Raw genomic sequence first — 20,577 nt, 5'->3', positions numbered from 1 at the left:
ACCTAAAAGTATTTTTCATCAGAAAGGACGTAAAGCAGAATATGAATTTAAAAGTTTTTATACTAGCATTATCCACTGTAGCAGTTGGACTAGTTGAATTAATCATTGGCGGAATACTTCCGACGATCGCAAACGATTTAAACATCTCATTAAGCTCTGCTGGACAACTAATCACGGTTTTTGCACTTATTTATGCTATATCCGGTCCGGTGTTACTAGTCATCACTAGCAAAATGGAGCGAAAAAAGTTATATCTTATATCCTTATCGATTTTCTTCCTTGGTAATATCATGACATATTTCAGTCCGAATTTTACCTTTATCATGATTGCAAGAGTTTTAACCGCTATGAGTACAGCACTTATTGTGGTACTGTCCTTAACCATAGCTGCAAAAGTTGTTTCACCAGAACACCGAGCAAAGGCTCTTGGTCTCATTTATATGGGAATTAGTTCGTCGCTTGTCATGGGAGTACCACTAGGAATTCTGATTTCCGACAAATTTGGGTGGCGCATTATTTTTCTTGGGATTGCTATTTTATCTATCGGTTCCTTTGTCCTTATTTCCATCTTTTTGGAGCGCTTATCCGGGGAAAACACGGTTCCACTTTCACAGCAATTAAAGGCAGTTAGTAGCTTAAAAATAGGTAGTGCACATCTTGCAACGATGTTTATGTTAGCAGGACATTACACACTTTATGCTTACTTCACTCCTTTTTTAGAAACAGAACTTCAGCTGAATTCCAGTTGGATCAGCATCTGTTATCTACTATTTGGAATTGCAGCGGTAAGTGGCGGTGCATTCGGAGGGACACTGTCAGACTCGATCGGAGCACCAAAAAGCATCCTGGTAGTAATCATTGCATTTGCTGTAGTGTTATTCCTATTACCATTCACTACGTTTTCACTTATTGTATTCATACCGACTATGATGATTTGGGCGGCATTAAGCTGGAGTCTAGCTCCACCACAACAAAGTTATTTGATTCAAACAGACCCTGCTACATCTGATATTCAACAAAGCTTTAATAACTCAGCACTACAAGTAGGTATTTCTCTTGGCTCAGCATTTGGTGGTATCGTATTAAGTCAAACTGAAACTGTTTCTCATACATCCTGGTTTGGTGGCATCCTTATTATCATCGCTTTAGGATGTGCGGTCTTTTCCTTAACAAGAAAAACAGTAGTTAGAGATAATGCGAATTTGTCTGTATATGCGCCGAAGGAATTACATGAATAGTTATAGATGCTTTTTTGTGTTTATATGGTAAATCAAAAATAGCACCACTCCTAACTAGTATGGAGTTGGTGCTATTTATAGCATAAGTCTTATTTATGATATGGTTCAGCGAACATCAAATAAGAACTAGTACAATTTGAACAAAAATGTTCCTATATATTTAAGCAAAATAACTACTACATTCTCAGAGTGACCTTATAAGATAATATGACATATCATGTCTGATATAAGGCTTTACAATTGTTGTTCTACAATAATTAAATGACAAATAAAAACTACAGACTACGAAGCATTATTTTCTGAAGAACCTTGTCTTTCCAGATTATTTATCAAATACATCTTGCACTCTTCACTGCATCCAAGAATTTCTCTGCTGTAAAAGAATAGTTAATATAAGGTAAGTCCTTAAAAACCAACCTTCATCAAATACAATCCCTCGGCATCTGCCATACGACCTGTTTGGATTCTTTCTTTTGATTCGAGAATAGTTGGTATGGTAGAAGCATCTTTTTGTCCTAATCCAACTTCAATTAAGGTTCCGACCATTTTTCTCACCATATTGTAAAGGAAGCCATTGCCTCGTATTTCGATTTCGATAAAGCCCTCGTTATCCATTATCTCAAGTGAGTAAATTTCACGGACCATGGACTTTTTCTTCGACTTTGCATTGGAATAGGAAGTAAAGTCATGCTTACCTAGAAAGTATTCAGATGCTTTTCTCATTTTTTCGATATCAAGCTTTTCCGGCACATGCATACTGTACTTTCGCATAAAAGGATGTGTATAGGGCATGTTCCAAATTTTATACAAATAGGTTTTATCTTTGGCATTATAGCGTGCATGAAAACGATCATGAACTAACGTTACATCCACCACGCTAATATCATGAGGTAGATATCTATTTAAATAATCCATTACTTCTTCTTCGGTTGCATTTTTGTGCATTTTAAAATTAGCGATTTGCGCAAGAGCATGTACACCTGCATCCGTTCTTCCAGATCCAATGATTTCAATCTTCTCTCCGGCCAACTCTGTTAACACATTTTCTATTTTCCCTTGAATCGTATTGTCGCTATTACCAAGTCGTTGCCAACCCTTGTAACGGCCACCATCATACTGAATCGTTAATTTATAATTGTTCATTGCATGCTTTCTCCTTATTATCTTGTGATATCTTCTATTATGACATAAGAATCCCACAATAAAAAATTCGTCTGCACGAAACGTTAACTAGGTGTAATTAAAACTAAAAATGTGATATTCGATAATCTATTGTTCATTCGCTGCATAATAGATATATGAAATAATAAAAAACCTCCCAAAAGGAAGGTTTAAATTAGACATGGTTCTTCTCTTACTTAATTATTTTCTTGTAAGTAGTGCTACACACTCCACATGATGTACTTAGGCTATTTCATATGTTGCCTTATAGTAAAGGTATTGCTTGTATCTACACGATTTGTCATCATTCCTGTCAAGTTAACATACCAGTTTTAATTAGGCTATTCAAGGTAAAATTTAATCAGTTATTCCAAGATCACTCCGCATACAATTTATTAAATTTCTACGAGATGTATGGATTAAATTATTTATCGGATCGCCCTCTTCACCTGCATTTTTACCTGAAATAAATACGTTATGAATAACTACTCTAAATGCGACAAGAGAATTTCGTACTTCCTGTCCTGCATAAAGGTCAAATACTACCTTATCACCTTTACAAAATTTCTCATACTCTTCTTTAGCGATATTATATCTTCTTTTATTTTCCAATATTTTGTTTTTAGCATATTCACGATTTGATATTTCAATTTCAAAGTCAGATCGTTGTTCATAATCTATATTATTAGTATTTAACTGTTTTTTAAAGTTGTCAATTTGATGATCAAGACTTCTTAAAACTGCATCATAATATTCCATTGAATAACTAGGTGCATACTTGATATGTTTCAAAATATCGTTTGGTGATAAACTTGGATAAAGATTAATTATATAGATTAACTGTCTATATACATTATTTAAGTTTTCCTTCTTAGTTTCTAGTCTTTTTTGATGTGTGTTAAATTTATTTCTAAACACTTCTGTACGTACGTTTATAATCGATGTTACTACAGTGACTATTAAAGTTGCACCTGCACTAATCAGGGCTATTCCCATCGGCTCTGACATGGCTATCCCACCTTTCTTTACTTTTCTTTCTATTTCGAACTATACTTCCTACTCTTTCTTTTTACTCCATCTTCAGTTTTCACAACATTACTTCTATTCCTTTTTGCCTTTTGCACCGCTTCAAATTGTTCCTTGGAAATTATTGCGGGATGATTATCTTCTGAAACGTAATGGTCATCATATTCACTTGAGTTCAGTAATCTTACAACGCCGATATATTTTTCATTACTCAGCATGACATCAATTGTTCTTTTACTCCATTTTTCTTTTCCAGTTGGTGTTTTAATTTTACGTTTTTCTAGTTCTCTTTTTATACCAATAATGCTTCGATCTTGTAAATACAGTTCAAAAATCAATCGAACATTTTTTGCTTCATTTTTCTTGATGATTAGCTCTCCATCTTCGTCATTTTCATAACCATAACATTTTCGGTTATATAACTTTGATGTGCCTTGTGCAGCATGACGTCTATAGCCCCATTTAATATTTTCACTACGAGATTCGTTTTCTGCTTGTGTAATCGATTCGATAATTGAAATCATCAGTTCACTATCCGTATCCGCTGTATCGAGTCCCTCTTGTTCAAAGATTACTCGAACCCCATGTTCATTCAACTTATTAAGTGACTCTAGCACTTCAACCGTATCACGACCAAATCGACTATTTTTTTTAGTTATAACAATTTCCAAGTTATTTGCCTGGCAGTCTTCCAACATACGTTTAAAATCATTGCGTTTCGATCCTGTTTTACCTGAAGCAATATCTATAAATGTATCAACAAGTAACCACTTCGGGGTAGATGCTATTAATTGAGTAAGCACAGATACTTGATTTGTTAGACTATTTAACTATTCCATGCTATTTGAACTGATTCGGCAATATATTCCTACTCGTTTTTCACGTTGTACAGGCCTTAGTGGAATGAAATGGACGCTACGATTCTCAGACATTTTCTAATCCTCCAGAAATCATATTGACTATATTACATTTAGACTACTTAGATATAACGCACTTTTAGCAATATTAATTAGCCTAAATATAACACGGTTTTCTCCATTTATCTATCCTGTCAACTCCCCTACCCAAAATCTATTCTGTCAACTCAACCCCAAATTTCAGTCATTTTAACCCCAACAACAGAAAAGGTTCCGCCCGTTTATTCATTTAAAATAAACATAGGCGAAACCCTACAAACCTTATTCTATCAACACTTCAACAACCCTTACTCATCCACCCTTGACATCAACGCTACACACTCCACATGCGTCGTATGAGGAAATAAATCAACCGGTTGAACCTCTACTAATTCATAACCAAACGGCTCTAGTTCCTTAATATCAATTGCAAATGTATCTGGATTACAAGATACATAGACAATACGTTCCGGTTGAGCACGACCGATTCTGCGCATTACTTTTCCACCAGCACCAGAACGAGGTGGGTCTAATAATAGAAGCTCAGGGATACCAAAGCTCTCTAGCACTTCATCAATTCCACGTCTAGCATCTTTTGCTAGGAAGTATGTGTTCGAGATTCCATTATCCTTCGCATTACGTTTAGCAGATTCAATAGAAGTTTCGACGATTTCTATTCCCGCTAGCTTCCCAACTCGGCTGGCAAATGGAAGCGAGAATGTACCGACACCACAGAATAGATCAATCATTTTTTCTGTTTCTTTTGGTTTCCCCATTTCTAGTGCCAATTCGACTAGCTTTTGCGCCTGTGTTGGATTTGTTTGGAAGAACGTATCAAACCAAATACGGAAGCGATAATCTAGCATCTCATCATAAATGAAGTCGCGTCCTGCTAGAATATGGGATTCTTCTGCTTGAGTACGGTCACCCCAGTCGGTATTTTTAAACCACATTAGACTCTTTACTTTAGGGAATTTGGTAGTAATTCTGTCTTCTAAATCTTTCGCTGCCACTTCTAGTTCCCCAGTAGGACCCTCCGTAGCAAATAGACCTAACATAATTTCACCAGTTGCAAATGACTGACGAACCATCAGGTGGCGTAGTAAGCCTTCATGGGTATCCTTATCATAGCCTGATAATTCATGAGCTTTAGCCCAGTTGGCAACCTCCATTGTAGCTTCTACCATATCCTTACCAGCAATTAGGCATGTTTCTAAAGAAATAATCTTTCTCCAATTGCCTAATTCGTGAAGCCCTAAATCGCCTTCCTTAGAAAACGTAAACTCCATCTTGTTCCGGTAATGCCACGGATTGTCCATGCCAATGGTGTCATGAACAAGACTAGAATCAAATCCTTGCTGTTCCAAGACTTTCTTTACATGATTTGTTTTTTCATTTAATTGCCCTGTATAGGTCCAGTGCTGCCATACACAACCACCACATCGTTCAAAATGCGGGCATGGAGGCGCTACTCGTTCTGGATGTGCCTCTACAATTTCTTCCGGCATAACTCTAGTTCTTCTTCGGTCTGGCTGCCCCACTGTAACACGTACCTTTTCACCCGGTAATGTTTGCGGAATCGTAAGCTTTAGCTTTCTAGGATTAACCTCGCCAATATCACGCCAAACAACCGCTCGACCCGAACCTTTTTTATCTAAATCATTTATTTCTGCAATATATGTTTCACTATTTACTGTCGTCAAGATTGTTTCCTCCTCTCACAGTCATTATCTATATAAACACTATAGTATCAATCTTAACAGTTCTATTTCTTTACATACTTTCCTATTATAGCGGATGAGAACTTAATTGGGAATTCCTATATTTATTTTAAAAGCCTGCTAGAAAAAAATAGCAGGCATATTCGGTATCAGTCTGTTTTATTAAGACCAGCTAAAAATACCCTAATCATATAATGTAAACTATCATTTCGTTCAATAGGCATGCCAAATCCACCCTTTTGTTCTAGTGAGGAAAAGCCGTGCAAAATACTTCTAAATCCCCTCACCGCATGGATGGCATTTTCCTCTGATAATGGATAGGATTGAAATAGTGTAAGAATGAGCGTAAGTATTTTATTACTTTCTCTTTCTATTTCTTCATCCTTAGGCTTTGGTAACGCAATCGTGTATTCGTACAATCCAGGGTGCTCTCTTGTAAACTGAAGATAGGCATTAGCTATAGCAAATATAGCCTCATCCCCCGATTTTTCTCTTGTCGCATCGTTCATTCTTTGAAAAAGTTTTTTCACTCCGAGAAGGGATAGCTCCCTTTTAATCTGGGGTAGCCCTTTTACATGGTTAAATAGTGATGGTGGGCGAACAGATAGTTCTCTTGCTATACCCGCTAATGTCACTGCTTCTGTTCCTTGATTATCTGCTATTTCAGCAGCAGTCTGAACTATCTGCTCTAGGTTAAGTCCTACTCTTGGCATTATTAGGCTCCTTTCTCTATTTGACTCTCTGCCTCATTAATCGCCTTTTCCAAATCCGGACCTGGATTTTCAATCATGTCTCCATGTCCAACAGCTAATAATATAGGCTCTTTTGACATAATCTTCCTTGCACTTTCAAGAGCAATTTCTTTGTTCCATGTGCCAAAAGCAGGGAAAGGAAAGCTCCACACTAATTGTCCTCCAACCGCCATCCTTCCACGAGTTTGTAAAGCATCTCCTGCTATCATTATCCCATGTTTTGAATCGAGTAATGAGACGGATCCCGGTGTATGTCCAGGAGTAGCAAGAACTTCGAGCGATCCTACTCGATCACATTCCTTTAACAGGTGGTCAGCTTTCGTCGTTAAACCTTTTGGAACTCCACCTTTAATTGGCATTTGTGGTTCATCTCGATCCAATGAAACATCTCCCCTTAGTAATCTACTATCCCTTTCTGATATGGATACGATTATATTAGGAAATGTCTGCTTCAATTTATCCAAAGCCCCAACATGATCCCCATGTGCATGAGTTAATATAATATTGGTTAATGGCTTATTCAGTTCTTTAACCATTTTAACGATCCCTTTATAACTACCTGGGATACCAGCATCAATTAACGTAAGCTCGTTTTCTTCCTCATAAATATAACAATTAACTGGAAAAACCCTCGGTAAAACCGTCAATTGATACAAATTCTGATAACGTACAACTCTCATCCATTCTTCCTCCTCATACCTTTAAATTCATACCAAACCGCAAAAACTAATACCATTAGTTTTAATGTAGTTCATCGCCGCACCTTTTGCAAGCCTATTTTTTGTAAATTTCGCTTAATCACTATTGACAGATTCCAATCTCACTATTATAGTTATATACATGACTATATAACCGTATTAGGATATAACCAAATGAAGATAGTGGGCGATAAAATGAGCAAGGCTTTTGATCAAGATAAACCGATCTATATCCAGATTCGGGAAAAAATTGAAGATCAAATCATTAATAAACAGCTTAAAGAAGGAGAACAGGCTCCTTCGACCAATCAGCTAGTTAACTTCTATAAAATTAATCACGTCACCGTAGCCAAAGGTATAAGTCAGCTAGTTGATGAAGGAATTCTCTATAAAAAGAGAGGGATTGGAATGTTTGTTGCAGAAGGAGCAAGAGAAAAACTTCTCCAAAAAAGAAAAGAATCTTTTATCGAAGACTACATTATCAAGCTCGTACAAGAAGCAGATAAACTTGAAATTACAGAAAGTGAGATCATCGGTTTTATTAAAAAGGTAAAAGGTCGTGATAAAGAATGAATGTAAAAGTTGATAAGCTTAGTTTAGAGTATGGGAATTATGCTGCCTTACAGGATGTGTCATTCGAGTTAACAGATAAGAAAATCTATGGACTTTTAGGACGAAATGGAGCTGGAAAAACTTCTCTACTATCTATCCTCGCCTCATTTCGTGAACAATCCGCTGGCTCCGTTACCATTAATGGTGAGGCACCATTTGAAAATGCCTCTATTATGCAACAGGTTGCCTTTCTTTACAACAAGGACTATAAGGATGAAACAGATAGTGTCAAAAAACTATTAGAAGGTGTTGAACGATTTCGTCCTAACTTTGATCGTGAATATGCCGAATACCTAGTGAAACGATTTAAACTCGACCAGAAGAAGGCTATTAAAAAGCTCTCTAAAGGAATGCAATCCGCTGTAAATGTGACCATCGGACTCGCAAGTAGAGCACCACTAACCATTTTTGATGAGGTGTATTTAGGAATGGACGCACCTTCTCGGGATATCTTTTATAAAGAATTGCTGGAAGACCAAGAAAGGCATCCAAGAACCATTATCCTTTCTACCCATCTTGTTTCAGAAATGGATTATTTATTTGATGAAGTACTGCTATTGCATGGAGGAAAAATCATGCTTCAGGAGAATTATGATGCGCTTATTTCAAAAGGGGCAAAAATCACTGGTAATGCGGATGTTGTGGATGACTTTGTTCAATCGAAACAATCGATTCATGAAGAGCGCTTAGGAGCAACCAAAGCGGTTACTATCTTGGGAGAACTTTCGGGAGATGAACGAAGAATTGCGTCAGACAAAGGGATAGACATTGCACCTGTAACACTTCATGAGTTATTTGTGCATTTAACAAAGGAGGATGATGTATATGAAACAAAAAGCTAATTATCCTAAAGTTGCTTCTGATATGTTTATGGCTCTGTCCTCTTGGACAATTGCACTTTTAGGAGTAATGCTTATTGTCCAGATTATTAAAGGAATATCTCTATATATGAACGGAAACGAATTAGATACGTATTATAATGCTGTATTTGTAGCTGCTGGTATTTATATGTTTGTCATTGGAATATTGACTACATTCTTTTTAGCCTATTATGTGGAAAATGGTGTGACGAGAAAGGATTACTATAAAGGTGCCTTACTCTCTTCAATTGGTTTATCCTTTATGATCCCAATTATTACATTAGTTATTTCATCATTCCTTCAGTTCCTATTAACGAGGATGGATATATTCACATTTAAAGCAGCTGAATTTAATACGTCTGCTTTAGATGTTGAGGCTCATATCGTTAGTGATATTGTACTGACATTTATTTTATCTCCTTATGTAGAACCATCGAGTAACTGGTTCCTATCCATTCTAGTTTATGCAATTAATATCTTTTTTTACTATTTAATAGGCTGGCTCATCGGTATGGGCTTTTACCGATTCAATACGATTATCGGCTTAGGTACTGTTTTAATCGGGTTTGTTATCATGATTGTTAAAGACTCCCTATTGCGCACTTCACTGGAACTACCAATTCCTGACCGGATAATTACTACAGATTTTATTCCCGCTAGCATGTCAGAAATTGTTCTGATTGTCTTAGGATTGGTCTTGATTATACTAATCCGTTATTTCAGTAAAAATGCTCCTATCAAAATTTAACCTGATAAGATCCCTTCTCTACTCTTAAAGAAGGGATCTTATTTAATCTTTCTCTGTCTCAGAATAGCCATTACAATTGGAGTTACAGTCATTACAATTAATAGTGGTAAAAACAATCCCCCCATACCTTTCGTCCAGTTTAATGCAATCGATATGGATTCGAATAATAGTAATCCAAATAATAGTAAACAACTATTCTTAAGCTGGTTCAGCAGTTGTCTACTTACAAGGTAAAATTGCGCAGCATTGGATTCGTTAAATCTACTTGGATAATTGTGTGCCTCCGGAAACTTCTCAAGCAACTGCATCATCAAAAGTAAAAATCCACCAACAATCGGTAAAATTAATAATTCATACTTATTACCCCAACGATTTACCTCACCTAATGCATTATAATGAGCCGGAACCTCGTCTGGCAGGGAGGACCAAATCGTTATTAATAAGATAATAGACCCAATATACGCAGAATATCCAATAACATCAAAAATCCATTCCGATTTTGTTTTTGCTATTTTTATTTTCGGACGTTTTCCGGAATCAGCCATTCCATCCACCCCTATACAATTTATGGATTCTACCTTTACATACGTAACAGTTCACAGGAAGTTTCAGAAAATTTTTGGGTTCCCTGACTTCTTCTTTCTCTCAAAAAGGGCACCGATGCTCTCTCTGTTTCCTTTTTCCGCTTCATTCTCTCAAAAAGGTTACTGACGCACTCTCTCTGTTTCCTTTTTCTCCTTCATTCTCTCAAAAAGGTTACTGACACACTCTCTCTGTTTCCTTTTTCTGCTTCATTCTTTCAAAAAGGTTACTGACACACTCTCTCTGTTTCCTTTTTCTGCTTCATTCTCTCAAAAAGGTTAATGACACACTCTCTCTGTTTCCTTTTTCTGCTTCATTCTTTCAAAAAGGTTAATGACACACTCTCTCTGTTTCCTTTTTCTGCTTCTTTTTCTCAAAAAGGTTACAGATACACTCTCTCTGTTACCTTTTTCCACTTCATTCCCTCAAAAAGGTTACTGACACACTCTCTCTGTTACTTTTTTCTCCTTCATTCCCTCAAAAAGGGCACCGACACATTCGTTGTTAATGCAACACCTAGCATGAACAGAATTAATCCTAATACAATAAGGTTATCCAAACAAATCACCTTGTAATTAACCATGTATCCCCCTCCTGCTACCGATTATTACTATTATTCTAACATAATGCGAGTGGTGAAATTTTGGCTCCGTTGCTTTCCCAATAGATATTCTTAACCTTCTCAAATACACTAGCATAATTTCTTCTAGCAATAAAAAAACTTCCCTGATTCTTAAAGGAAATCAGGGAAGAGATAATTCATCTTGCTTATTTTTACTTATTATTTAGTAACTTGATCTAATACTTCCAAATTACGTTCCATTAATGAGATATAGTCTTCTCCATTATCAATATCTTCTTGTGTTAGAACCTCAAGATTATGAATAGTTATCGGAGTTGCGCCAATCTCTTTTTGAACAACTTCTGATAATTTATTCGAGCTGTTTTGTTCAAATAGAACGTAATCTAAATTATGCTCTTTGGATTGATTAATAATTTCTGTCAATTGCTTTTGAGAAGGCTCCTCAGCTGTAGACAGTCCATGAATAGCAATTTGTTCAATTCCATATCGCTCTTCCCAGTAACCAAAGGCAGCATGGGATACGATAATCGCTTTGTTTTCCTTCTTAGATAGAAGGTCAATGAAATTATTATCTAAATCTGTTAGTTTTTCTTTTAATGCCTCAAGATTCTCATTGTACATCTCTTCTGCATCTGGATTCATTTCCACTAACTGATCTTTAATAATTTCTGCAATTTTTATCATACGTTGTGGATCAGTCCATATATGAGGGTTGTGATCTCCTTCATGGTCATCAATTTCTATCACAACAGGTTCTGATTCTGCAACAACCTCATGATCGTCACCGTAAAATACAACCTTGATTTGCTGATCTTTTACTTCAGCTTCACTTTCATAATTCTCAGAAGTTTGCCCTTCTACTTCTACCCAATCTTCTTCACCTGGATTTAGAACAAACCAATGTGTATGGTCATAATCTACTCCGTCTGCAAGGATAGCTGTTAGTTTAATAGCGTCACCAGTATGATAATGCCCTAATAGGCCATCTATTTCAACATTTCCTGTTGCATTACTTGAGTCTCCATGCTCATGGTCTCCATCATGGTCATGATTATGGCCATGATCATCATCTCCATCATGGTCATGGTTGTGACCATGTTCGTCATCTCCATCATGGTCATGGTTATGGCTGTGGCCATGCTCGTCGTCTCCATCATGGTCATGGTTGTGGCCATGTTCGTCGTCTCCATCATGGTCATGGTTATGGCTGTGGCCATGTTCGTCGTCTCCATCATGGTCATGATCATGGCCGTGCTCGTTGTCTCCGTGATCATGGTCGTGACCATGGTCATCTATTGCTATCGTTACAGGTTCTGACTCTGCAACAACCTCATGATCGTCACCATATAGTACAACCTTGATCTGTTGACCATCTACCTCAGCTTTCCCTTCAAAATGATCAGATGTCTGACCATCAACAATCTCCCAATCTTTTTCACCAGGATTTAATGCAAACCAATGAAAATGATTTTCGTCTGTATCCATATTAACGACTGCTGTTAGAGTAATAGAATCATCGGTATGATAATGGTCTGATAGCCCAGTAATCTCAATAGGCTCATCACCGTGATCATGATGTCCGTGATCGTGATCGTGGTCGTGGTCATGACCGCTATGGAATAGTTCATGATAACTACCCATCTCTATTAATTTTACAGGTTGATTTTCCAAAGCTTCAGCAATTGAATCGGAGAAGCTTTCCATTCTAGATCCTAGATATATGAATGCATCACTGTCTGCTATATCGATAATATCTTTTGATGTAGGCTCATATGTATGAGCATCTGCTCCAGGGGGATAAACGGTTTTTACAGTAGCAGTATCACCTGCAATTTCTTCCACTACATATTTAAACGGATAAACAGATGTGTATATGGTAAGCTCTGAATCTTTCTTGCCATCAGAATCTTGTTTACTATTATTATCATCCGCTGATGAACACCCTACAATAAATAGAGTAATAAATAATAGCATGAGTATTGATTTTACATACTTCATTTCTCAATCTCCCTTTTTAATGATTTGAACAATAATACTATATCGTAATGATTACGTTTTGTAAATAGTAACGATTACGATTTATTTTTTATTTTATAAACATACTTAACATTGGGGTAATCGATTCCTTAATCCTGTATTCTTTTTATATTTTTTACTCCCGTAAGAAACAGCCTATCAAATAAAAAAGCACTTTCCGCCTAACTAATTAGCAGATAAGTGCTTGAATACTGTTTCTATTCTGGTGCATTTTTTCATCATGAAATGTATCGCATGATTCGTTCGTTCATTTATTCCTTGTTGAGCTAATAAAGCAACCATTCCTCTTGTAAACCATAAATGAAAGCTTTCCCTAAGATTGGCATTGTTCCACTGTTGAAAGTTCGATACATACCCTTTCTTAAATTGGCGCACCTGAAGGAATAGTTGTTCATCCCCTAAGCTCCAATTTATCGTGGAGGAAAGAACAGCGCTAATATCAAAATGGTTATTTCCTCTTCTTACTTCTCCAAAATCAATTATATAGATATTCGACTTATCAAATAGCAAATTCCATTTACCTAAATCACCATGGATATAGCAATTGTCCTTATGATTATACCTTAAACATTGCTCTACTAATTTGGTTAGCTTTCCGCTATATTCTGTTGCGTCAAAATTAGGATTTAATTTTACTTGGTCCCACATACGCTCTAATGGAAAGCGATCCTCCTGTGAAAATAATCCCTCTATTTTCTGTACTCTAGAATGAAATATAGCTATTGTTTTCCCTAATTCAAAGAAGTTAATGTTGTCTTTTTCCAGTAGATTAGGTATTTCTGTCTGAAGGTTATAAACCTCATTATTAAGCTTGATATAGGGAGCATTATCCTGATTCAAAATTATGATGGATGAAAGATTATCATGACGTAATTCCTGCGAGATTTTATATTCTGTAATAGCTTGTTCTACACTCTTAACTTTTCTAAGAATATAGTTTCCATCAGCTGTAACAATTCGTTTTGCATTTGAGCTTATGCCACTTTCTATCTTGTTTATTTCCTCTATTGAAGAGATTCCATATTCATTTCGTACTATTTCCTTTAGATTCATAGCTTTCCTCCTTGAAGCTAACCCATGTTCCTTCCTTCATAATCAGCATCTTCTGTCCATTCTTTAATTTCCCAGTGACTGTCATATCATTACTACCAATCATTAGGTCTAGATGGACACTTGACTGATTAAATCCGACACTTTCTTTTGAGGAATATGAGTTGGTAATATTCTCTTCATAAGCATTTCCTAACGCTAAATGGGAACAAGCATTTTCATCAATTAATAGCTGGTAAAATGGGTGATTGATTTGATTAATTGGAGAGAATTTATCTACTAGTGCAATCTCTCCTAATCGATTAGAACCACTATCTGTATGAATGAATTTGGAAATTAATTCTGTTGCCCCGGAAGTATTAAAATCAATTACCTTGCCTTCTTTAAAATATAATGTCAGCTCATTAATTAACTTGCCATATAGCATAAAAGGACGAGTTATTTTCACATGCCCATCCACCTCATACTTATTCGGCATAGTGTAGACTTCTTCTGTAGGGATATTGCTAAGAAACACCTTTCCATCCTTTGTTACATTCTCTCCCCCACACCAAATATGATTATCCACCAGGCCAACTGTAAGATCTGTATTTTCGTCCATAAAGTGTAAACTTTGTATCGCTATGCGGTTCAACCAATCCGTATGAAACTTAAGAGACTGATTATGTATCTTCCAACTCAATAGTGGATTTTCTTCATTGACTCTACAGACCTTAAAAAGCTCTTCCCACAACAATTCATATGCGATATCTGGTGCTAATTGGGGATGAATAGCCTTTGCCCACCTATAAGATGCAACTGGGACAATCACCCATTTCACGTAATTACTCATACCGATTTTCTGTGTTTCCGCCATCATTTTAGAACGGATTGTTTGATATGCTGCAATTTTATTAGCATCAATATTGTTATCAACACCATTAAACGACAGTAGATTAATTGAATGATATCCATTCCGCATACTCTCTAATTGATAATCTGCTTCAAATTTAGGGAAACTTATTAATGCTTGATTAGTCCCATATTGATACCGTGATATTTCGATTTCTGAATCTCTATAAATCGTTCGAACATCACTAGCACCTAACTGATACGCTTTGGAGCTAATTCTTCTAGCTAGTTCAATACCATTTTCATCAAAAAGAATGAGTACTTTTTCCCCCATATTAATTTTCAATCCAAATTCCAATATGACCGTTGCATAAGAATCTAATAGCCGAGAATCCATTACCAACCACCTTCCTTCACACTTTGTTCACAATTAACAATTATTTCAATAAATTCAATAAAAAGCAATGAGAACTTTATGAATAAAAATTATAATCAATTTAGATAGAGAAAGCGGGGAGTTAGACAGTGAAATTCAATCTGGCAGTTTGGAAGCATCCTGTTATTCTATTATCCTCAGTTGGGATAGCAGGAATTGGGGACTTTATCTATTTAGTAGCAATTAATATTTTGGTCTATCAAATGACTGGATCAGCAGCTGCTGTGGCAGGTTTATGGGTTATCGGTCCAGTTGTAAATGTATTGACTAAATTTTGGACCGGTAGCTTCATTGATTTTAGAAGCAAACGTAAAATTATGATTGTTACTTACATAGCAAGAGCCATTTCTATTTTTTGTATTCCCTTTTTACCAAGCATATGGTTAGTCTTTTTGTTCTTAGTTTTCTTAAGCATAGCGAAATCTTTCTTTACTCCTTCATCCATGACGTACATAGCGCAATTAGTACCGAAAACCATTCGCAAGCGTTATAACTCTATACAATCATTGACTACCTCTGGTGCATTTATTATTGGGCCAGCAATCGGAGGGGCTTTGATTTTACTTTTGGGTGTAGACTATACCCTTCTTATTAACTCTTTAGCCTTTATCATGGCTGCAATATTATTGAGTAGATTACCTGATAAGGAGACACATGAGAAAGGAAACACGCCAACTTTATCCTTCGCGCAAATAAAATCTGACTGGATTATTGTCATTCAATTTATCAAGGAAAACAAGTATATTGCCTTTATCTATTCTTTCTTTCTTGCAACGACCATTTTCTCTTTTGCTATGGATGCGCAAGAGGTCGTTTTTACACAAATGGTGGTAGGCTTGTCCGAAATGGAATATAGCTTACTCATCAGTATTACGGGGATTGGAGCAATTGTCGGTGCTTTCATTGTTACTCTATTCTCTAAAAATTTATCTATCCGATACTTAATAGCAATTGGAATGATGATGGAGACAGTTGGCTACCTGCTTTACGCCTTTTCTTGGTCATTCCTTTCTATTACCGTTGGGTTTATGATCCTCGGATTCTTCAATGCATTTCTAAATGCCGGTATCACCACCTTTTACCAAAACAATGTTCCGACAGAAATGATGGGAAGAGTGACTAGTATGTTCCAGTTATTCTTAAGCCTACTTCAGATTGTTTTTGTGTTAATGGTTGGAGCAATAGCTGATATTATACCGTTAAGAATAACTATTATTACTTTAGCGGTCGGTATGCTGATAATCGCTTGCTTGGTTATTGTTAGTATATTTTTACCAGCGAAGAAGCTGCATTTTAAAGAGTCGTAAAGCGAATAACTTGTAAATGATAAAGACACGTGAAAGTCTCTTAGTTTCGCTTGATGCTTTCACGTGTTTTTCTTTCATCATTCTATTATTTTACTTCCACCGTGTATTCCTCATGCTCATGTAGACCTTCATCATTCTCAACATGAACTACAATCGTGTATGTTCCTTCCTTATCAAAAGAGTGCGAACCCTTATACTCCCCTGAAGCGGGTTCGTTTGCGTCAACCCACGCATACTCTTCCGTACCGTCTCTGTTAATTTGATAACGAACTGTTGCACCTTCAAGAGGTTCATCATTCATCACCAAATGTAAAGTCAGATCAATCTCTTTATTAACTTGCACATCTTCAGGCTTCATAAAATGCATCGTAAACCCTTCTACATGACTGGAATGATCATGATTATCATGTCCTTCCCCATGCTCCTCATGAGCTGTAGCATTCCCTTCGCCAATTGTAATCGATTTTTTAGGCATTATATGCACCATTCTAGCTGTGGTATGAGCATATATTTCATAAACCCCATCCGCTTCAAAGGTTACATCTGCCGTATATGTACCATCGTCATTGTTTTTACCTTCAACCGTTGTCGTCTCTTTCTCATTTCCTTGTACCCAATACTCAAATTCCACTTTATCTGCATCTTTCACTAATTCATCACCATATGTAACGATTGCCTTTAATTCTACTACTTCCCCTACATCCGCATGCTCAGGTAGCTGAAAATCAACGTTAAGTGCTTTAACTTCCTCATCAGCGTCAGTCTTCTCCCCATTATTGCCGCATGCAGCTAAAGCACCTACAAGTAATATCATGAGTAAGCCTATGTATTTTTTCATCTTCATTTCCTCCATCACCCTGCAAATTAGACAGGGTCATTCTCTCACTTATTTAGTATCATTTAAATTACTAGCTATCCTTTTTAAACACGAAACATTTTATCTTCTTTCCCACCTGTTATTCTGATTGACAATTAATTACCTCTAACAGAAATGTAACAGTACTACAGCTAATATTCAACCTATTGTTGTGAATAAAGTGTGAATCTATTGTCTAAGCATGAAACCTTCTTCATTATATCTTCATGATGAGACTGAATGGATGAATATAATGAGCAATTTCCAACATATATTGTAGGGATAAGTAGCTGATACACTACAACATGAAGGGTGATTTCATGTATTATGATTTTTTACTATTGGGGCATTTGGTATGGAATCTTCCATTACTCGTACTTCTTATCGGTATCTCTTTCTTGTATTCTTATCTAATAAAACGATATACAGATTTGAGACTATTTAACAAACAGCCTATTTTCTTTTTCTTATCCTTATGTCTAATCTGTCTCATACTAGGTAGCCCTCTATCCGCTTTCAGCCATCTTTCCCTTAGTCTGCATATGATTCAAATGAGTATATTATATTTTATTATTCCTCCATTACTATTGGTAGGAATTCCCCCACAGTTATTTGCACGAGCTATCCGAACTTCCCTGTTACAAAAAATAGGAAAACTATTTCTCACACCAAAACTAGCCCTCATGTTATTTTCCGCTTTATTTTTACTATATCATTTACCTTTTCTTTTGGAGTATCTTTCTCAGGCTCCTTTGATTCAAAGCATATATTTATGTATCCTGTTTATCCTTTCCTTTAGTTTGTGGTGGCCGATTGTTTCACCTGATCATAGGCAGAGACTATACAAGAAACAAAAGAAAAACTTCATTCTCCTTACCATGTTAATGCTTATGCCCGCTTGTTCACTATTTATATTGAGTGCCTTTATTGATGGTGTCCAAAATCCTTACCTGAATCAGCTAGCAGTATTGCTATGCTTACCAACCAATTCCAATTCCCTAGATTTACTGGCGTCCCCTTTTCACTCAAAGTATGATCCATTAGTAGCAGGCACTCTAATGATAGGTATACATAAATCCGGTATCATGCTTTCTACTCGACTAGTAAAGAAATGACTTTCATTAAAATTACATTTCATAAAGTTCGTTTCCGGACAGTAGTATTTAATATAGGTAGTTAGTGAGAAATTCTACATGATAATAAAGGTGGTGAATTACAACATGCAGGAAACAGTTTACATAACCATAACAGGAATGCATTGCCCTGATTGTCCTAAAAAAGTAGAAAGATCGCTCACGAAATTAAATGGTGTAACCGAAGTAAACGTTAACTATCAGACTGAAAGCGGCAATGTCACGTTCCATAACCAGGTAACAAATATCTCTGAAATCATCAATCGAATTAAAAAAATGGGTTTTGAAGCTAAATTTATTCGAAGTGAATCGGAGGCAACGATCCAAAGCAATTAACTGTGAGCAAGTAACTATAAAGAAGGAAGCCCTCTACAAGGACTTCCTTCTTTAATTTTTATATAAGCTTTTTATCAACAATCTCAAATTGTAAGTCGGCTACGTTCTGAATAAATTGCCTATCATGGGATACGAAAATAATTGTTCCATCATAGGAACCAACAAACCGCTCCAATGCCTCAATCGCACGAATATCTAAAAAATTAGTTGGCTCATCTAGCAATAGAACGTTATACCTTCCAAGGAATAAATGACAAAGCTGTAGTCGAATGGCTTCCCCACCACTTAGTATATTCACTTTTTTCTGGATATCATTTCCTACAAATCGCATGGAATGTAGTACACTTCTTAAAAACCCTTCCTCATAATCCGAACGATTTTTCAAATACTGCAGTACAGTTTCATCCGATGAAAATTGGTAGCTCATTTGATCGAAATAACCAAACTTTACTTTAGGTGAAATAGTTAAACCTTCTCCACAATTCCTTATATGTTGTAATAACGTACTTTTTCCACTTCCGTTTGGTCCTGTGATAGCAATCTTCTTTCCTAGTGGAAGTTGAAAGCTAACTTCTTCTAATAGCTTCTTTCCACCCGCAGAAATTGTTAGCTGGTCCGCCATTATCGGAAACTTATTATGCAACTCCAATGCTTTGGATGAATGAAAGACTATGGATTTCACCACTTGAACAGCGTCTACTTCCTCTAGCTTCTCCATTCGCTGTTCTATTGCCTTTGCAGCACGTGCAATAGCTTTCTGACTGGTTCCTTTTGACTTGGTCATAAATGTCTTGTTAGGCTTTGCATTTGCTTCCCTTTTTGTCATTTTACCTGGCTGAGCAACTTTACTCGCCTTTTTCATTTTTTCCTTAGCAGCCTTTTCTAATCGGGCCCTTTCCTTCAAGAACTGTTCATGAGCTTGGTTTTGCTGTTCCCGTTCAAGCTGTTTTTGCGCAGCATAGTCTGTATAATTACCAGAATATACCGTTACCACTCCATCCCGAATCTCCCAAATAGTCGTTACTAGTTCATCTAGTAAGGCACGATCATGACTAATGAGTACTAAGGCTCCGTAATAATAACGTAATTCCCCGAGTAAATAGGCAATCCCTTCCTTGTCTAAATGGGTTGTCGGCTCATCCATTAGTAAAGCTTCATAATAATGAGTAAAAAGTTGAGCCAATTTTAATCTTGTCTGTTCCCCACCACTTAATCGATCCTCTTGTTTAGGAATGAGTAATTGACTAAGTAACTTAGGATCTGCTTCAACATTTTTAGGTGCTTCTAATTGTTCAAAATAACCAGACTCTACATACCGCTTCGCTTTTCCCATTGTCGGTTGAAATTCGCCAGCTAATAGCTTTAATAAGGTGCTTTTTCCTACACCATTTTCTCCGACTATGCCAATGCGATCAAATTGATGGACTGCTAGTCGCTCAATCTTCAAAATCTCCTTATCTAAATAACTCACTTCTACATTTTCTAATTCAAAACAAATTTGCTCCATATTGCTACCTCCCGAAATTTTTTATAATTATTTCGTATCGATAGCCTGAATCGATACGAGCTTTATTAACTACAAAGCTCGTATATTAAAAGAATAGCAGTAATTGCATGGCTTCTTCCTCCTATGATTTCTTTATTAGAAAAACTCGCATTAACTCATTTTTAGCAATGTGTTAATTTTTCTTTTACTGATGACTCTAAATGCCTA

General features: G+C 36.4%; 19 protein-coding genes and 1 pseudogene. 7 read left to right on the top strand and 13 right to left on the bottom strand.

What is annotated here, in order from left to right:
• The first annotated feature begins 41 nt into the window (after positions 1-41).
• Positions 42-1,238, top strand: a complete 1,197-nt coding sequence (locus tag ACSKT4_RS07055; protein WP_465823096.1) for an MFS transporter — start codon at positions 42-44, stop codon at positions 1,236-1,238.
• Positions 1,239-1,643: 405 nt separating this feature from the next.
• On the opposite strand, the gene truA is transcribed toward ACSKT4_RS07055, so the two are convergent.
• The 7 genes and pseudogenes from truA to ACSKT4_RS07020 form a co-directional block, all read right to left on the bottom strand.
• A complete protein-coding gene (truA, locus tag ACSKT4_RS07050; protein WP_465823095.1) occupies positions 1,644-2,381 on the bottom strand; it encodes a tRNA pseudouridine(38-40) synthase TruA in 738 nt (245 codons plus the stop codon).
• Positions 2,382-2,756: 375 nt separating this feature from the next.
• Positions 2,757-3,407, bottom strand: coding sequence for a hypothetical protein (locus ACSKT4_RS07045; protein WP_465823094.1), 651 nt, complete (start codon positions 3,405-3,407; stop codon positions 2,757-2,759).
• 29 nt (positions 3,408-3,436) lie between these two features.
• Complete coding sequence (locus ACSKT4_RS07040) at positions 3,437-3,793, bottom strand: recombinase family protein (protein ID WP_465823133.1); 357 nt, start codon at positions 3,791-3,793, stop codon at positions 3,437-3,439.
• A 75-nt stretch (positions 3,794-3,868) separates the two neighbouring features.
• Positions 3,869-4,237, bottom strand: a pseudogene (locus tag ACSKT4_RS07035) (recombinase family protein); the annotation flags it as partial.
• Positions 4,238-4,629: 392 nt separating this feature from the next.
• Positions 4,630-6,024, bottom strand: a complete 1,395-nt coding sequence (rlmD, locus tag ACSKT4_RS07030; protein ID WP_465823093.1) for a 23S rRNA (uracil(1939)-C(5))-methyltransferase RlmD — start codon at positions 6,022-6,024, stop codon at positions 4,630-4,632.
• 167 nt (positions 6,025-6,191) lie between these two features.
• Positions 6,192-6,755 (bottom strand): TetR/AcrR family transcriptional regulator, encoded by a 564-nt coding sequence (locus ACSKT4_RS07025; protein ID WP_465823091.1) that lies wholly within the window; start codon positions 6,753-6,755, stop codon positions 6,192-6,194.
• Between the two features lie 2 nt (positions 6,756-6,757).
• Complete coding sequence (locus tag ACSKT4_RS07020; protein ID WP_465823090.1) at positions 6,758-7,474, bottom strand: MBL fold metallo-hydrolase; 717 nt, start codon at positions 7,472-7,474, stop codon at positions 6,758-6,760.
• A 213-nt stretch (positions 7,475-7,687) separates the two neighbouring features.
• On the opposite strand from ACSKT4_RS07020, the gene ACSKT4_RS07015 reads away from it, so the two are divergent.
• The 3 genes from ACSKT4_RS07015 to ACSKT4_RS07005 are packed head-to-tail and all read left to right on the top strand — an operon-like array spanning position 7,688 to position 9,712.
• Positions 7,688-8,065 carry a GntR family transcriptional regulator gene (locus ACSKT4_RS07015; RefSeq protein WP_339217854.1) on the top strand — a complete coding sequence of 126 codons (378 nt, stop codon included), beginning with the start codon at positions 7,688-7,690 and terminating at the stop codon, positions 8,063-8,065.
• The gene (locus ACSKT4_RS07010) at positions 8,062-8,946 is read left to right on the top strand and encodes an ATP-binding cassette domain-containing protein (RefSeq protein ID WP_465823089.1); all 885 of its coding nucleotides are present in this window, start codon (positions 8,062-8,064) and stop codon (positions 8,944-8,946) included. The genes ACSKT4_RS07015 and ACSKT4_RS07010 overlap by 4 nt, the downstream gene beginning before the upstream one ends.
• Positions 8,930-9,712, top strand: coding sequence for a hypothetical protein (locus ACSKT4_RS07005; RefSeq protein ID WP_339216930.1), 783 nt, complete (start codon positions 8,930-8,932; stop codon positions 9,710-9,712). The genes ACSKT4_RS07010 and ACSKT4_RS07005 overlap by 17 nt, the downstream gene beginning before the upstream one ends.
• A gap of 38 nt (positions 9,713-9,750) precedes the next feature.
• Here the strand turns inward: ACSKT4_RS07005 and ACSKT4_RS07000 are convergent, their stop codons facing one another.
• The 4 genes from ACSKT4_RS07000 to ACSKT4_RS06985 all read right to left on the bottom strand — a co-directional run bounded on the left by ACSKT4_RS07000 (position 9,751) and on the right by ACSKT4_RS06985 (position 15,192).
• Positions 9,751-10,257, bottom strand: coding sequence for a DUF1648 domain-containing protein (locus ACSKT4_RS07000; protein WP_339216932.1), 507 nt, complete (start codon positions 10,255-10,257; stop codon positions 9,751-9,753).
• An 818-nt stretch (positions 10,258-11,075) separates the two neighbouring features.
• The gene (locus tag ACSKT4_RS06995) at positions 11,076-12,875 is read right to left on the bottom strand and encodes a metal ABC transporter solute-binding protein, Zn/Mn family (RefSeq protein ID WP_465823087.1); all 1,800 of its coding nucleotides are present in this window, start codon (positions 12,873-12,875) and stop codon (positions 11,076-11,078) included.
• Positions 12,876-13,079: 204 nt separating this feature from the next.
• On the bottom strand, positions 13,080-13,967 hold the full coding sequence (locus ACSKT4_RS06990; protein ID WP_186868958.1) for a phosphotransferase: 888 nt from the start codon (positions 13,965-13,967) through the stop codon (positions 13,080-13,082).
• On the bottom strand, positions 13,939-15,192 hold the full coding sequence (locus tag ACSKT4_RS06985; RefSeq protein ID WP_186868959.1) for an aminopeptidase: 1,254 nt from the start codon (positions 15,190-15,192) through the stop codon (positions 13,939-13,941). Before ACSKT4_RS06985 ends, ACSKT4_RS06990 begins: the two co-directional genes overlap by 29 nt.
• A gap of 128 nt (positions 15,193-15,320) precedes the next feature.
• Here ACSKT4_RS06985 and ACSKT4_RS06980 point away from each other — a divergent pair, with 128 nt between their 5' ends.
• Positions 15,321-16,538: an MFS transporter gene (locus ACSKT4_RS06980; RefSeq protein WP_186868960.1), complete on the top strand. Its 1,218-nt coding sequence runs from the start codon at positions 15,321-15,323 to the stop codon at positions 16,536-16,538.
• Positions 16,539-16,623: 85 nt separating this feature from the next.
• On the opposite strand, the gene ACSKT4_RS06975 is transcribed toward ACSKT4_RS06980, so the two are convergent.
• On the bottom strand, positions 16,624-17,376 hold the full coding sequence (locus ACSKT4_RS06975) for a FixH family protein (protein ID WP_255488078.1): 753 nt from the start codon (positions 17,374-17,376) through the stop codon (positions 16,624-16,626).
• Positions 17,377-17,699: 323 nt separating this feature from the next.
• Here ACSKT4_RS06975 and ACSKT4_RS06970 point away from each other — a divergent pair, with 323 nt between their 5' ends.
• A complete protein-coding gene (locus tag ACSKT4_RS06970) occupies positions 17,700-18,509 on the top strand; it encodes a cytochrome c oxidase assembly protein (protein ID WP_186868962.1) in 810 nt (269 codons plus the stop codon).
• 105 nt (positions 18,510-18,614) lie between these two features.
• On the top strand, positions 18,615-18,863 hold the full coding sequence (locus tag ACSKT4_RS06965; protein WP_186868963.1) for a cation transporter: 249 nt from the start codon (positions 18,615-18,617) through the stop codon (positions 18,861-18,863).
• Positions 18,864-18,921: 58 nt separating this feature from the next.
• Here ACSKT4_RS06965 and ACSKT4_RS06960 read toward each other — a convergent pair whose 3' ends face one another.
• Entirely contained in the window at positions 18,922-20,370 is a 1,449-nt protein-coding gene (locus ACSKT4_RS06960) for an Msr family ABC-F type ribosomal protection protein (RefSeq protein WP_186868964.1), read from the bottom strand.
• Positions 20,371-20,577: the final 207 nt, after the last annotated feature.

This window comes from Ornithinibacillus liuyingii, from assembly GCF_055550225.1.
This window is presented reverse-complemented; position numbering and strand designations above follow the sequence as displayed.

Coding starts and splice junctions, on each gene's coding strand:
- ACSKT4_RS07055 (WP_465823096.1), top strand. CDS start 42: ATGAATTTAAAAGTTTTTATACTAGCATTATCCACTGTAGCAGTTGGA.
- truA (WP_465823095.1), bottom strand. CDS start 2,381: ATGAACAATTATAAATTAACGATTCAGTATGATGGTGGCCGTTACAAG.
- ACSKT4_RS07045 (WP_465823094.1), bottom strand. CDS start 3,407: ATGTCAGAGCCGATGGGAATAGCCCTGATTAGTGCAGGTGCAACTTTA.
- ACSKT4_RS07025 (WP_465823091.1), bottom strand. CDS start 6,755: ATGCCAAGAGTAGGACTTAACCTAGAGCAGATAGTTCAGACTGCTGCT.
- ACSKT4_RS07020 (WP_465823090.1), bottom strand. CDS start 7,474: ATGAGAGTTGTACGTTATCAGAATTTGTATCAATTGACGGTTTTACCG.
- ACSKT4_RS07015 (WP_339217854.1), top strand. CDS start 7,688: ATGAGCAAGGCTTTTGATCAAGATAAACCGATCTATATCCAGATTCGG.
- ACSKT4_RS07010 (WP_465823089.1), top strand. CDS start 8,062: ATGAATGTAAAAGTTGATAAGCTTAGTTTAGAGTATGGGAATTATGCT.
- ACSKT4_RS07005 (WP_339216930.1), top strand. CDS start 8,930: ATGAAACAAAAAGCTAATTATCCTAAAGTTGCTTCTGATATGTTTATG.
- ACSKT4_RS07000 (WP_339216932.1), bottom strand. CDS start 10,257: ATGGCTGATTCCGGAAAACGTCCGAAAATAAAAATAGCAAAAACAAAA.
- ACSKT4_RS06995 (WP_465823087.1), bottom strand. CDS start 12,875: ATGAAGTATGTAAAATCAATACTCATGCTATTATTTATTACTCTATTT.
- ACSKT4_RS06990 (WP_186868958.1), bottom strand. CDS start 13,967: ATGAATCTAAAGGAAATAGTACGAAATGAATATGGAATCTCTTCAATA.
- ACSKT4_RS06985 (WP_186868959.1), bottom strand. CDS start 15,192: ATGGATTCTCGGCTATTAGATTCTTATGCAACGGTCATATTGGAATTT.
- ACSKT4_RS06975 (WP_255488078.1), bottom strand. CDS start 17,376: ATGAAAAAATACATAGGCTTACTCATGATATTACTTGTAGGTGCTTTA.
- ACSKT4_RS06970 (WP_186868962.1), top strand. CDS start 17,700: ATGAAGGGTGATTTCATGTATTATGATTTTTTACTATTGGGGCATTTG.
- ACSKT4_RS06965 (WP_186868963.1), top strand. CDS start 18,615: ATGCAGGAAACAGTTTACATAACCATAACAGGAATGCATTGCCCTGAT.
- ACSKT4_RS06960 (WP_186868964.1), bottom strand. CDS start 20,370: ATGGAGCAAATTTGTTTTGAATTAGAAAATGTAGAAGTGAGTTATTTA.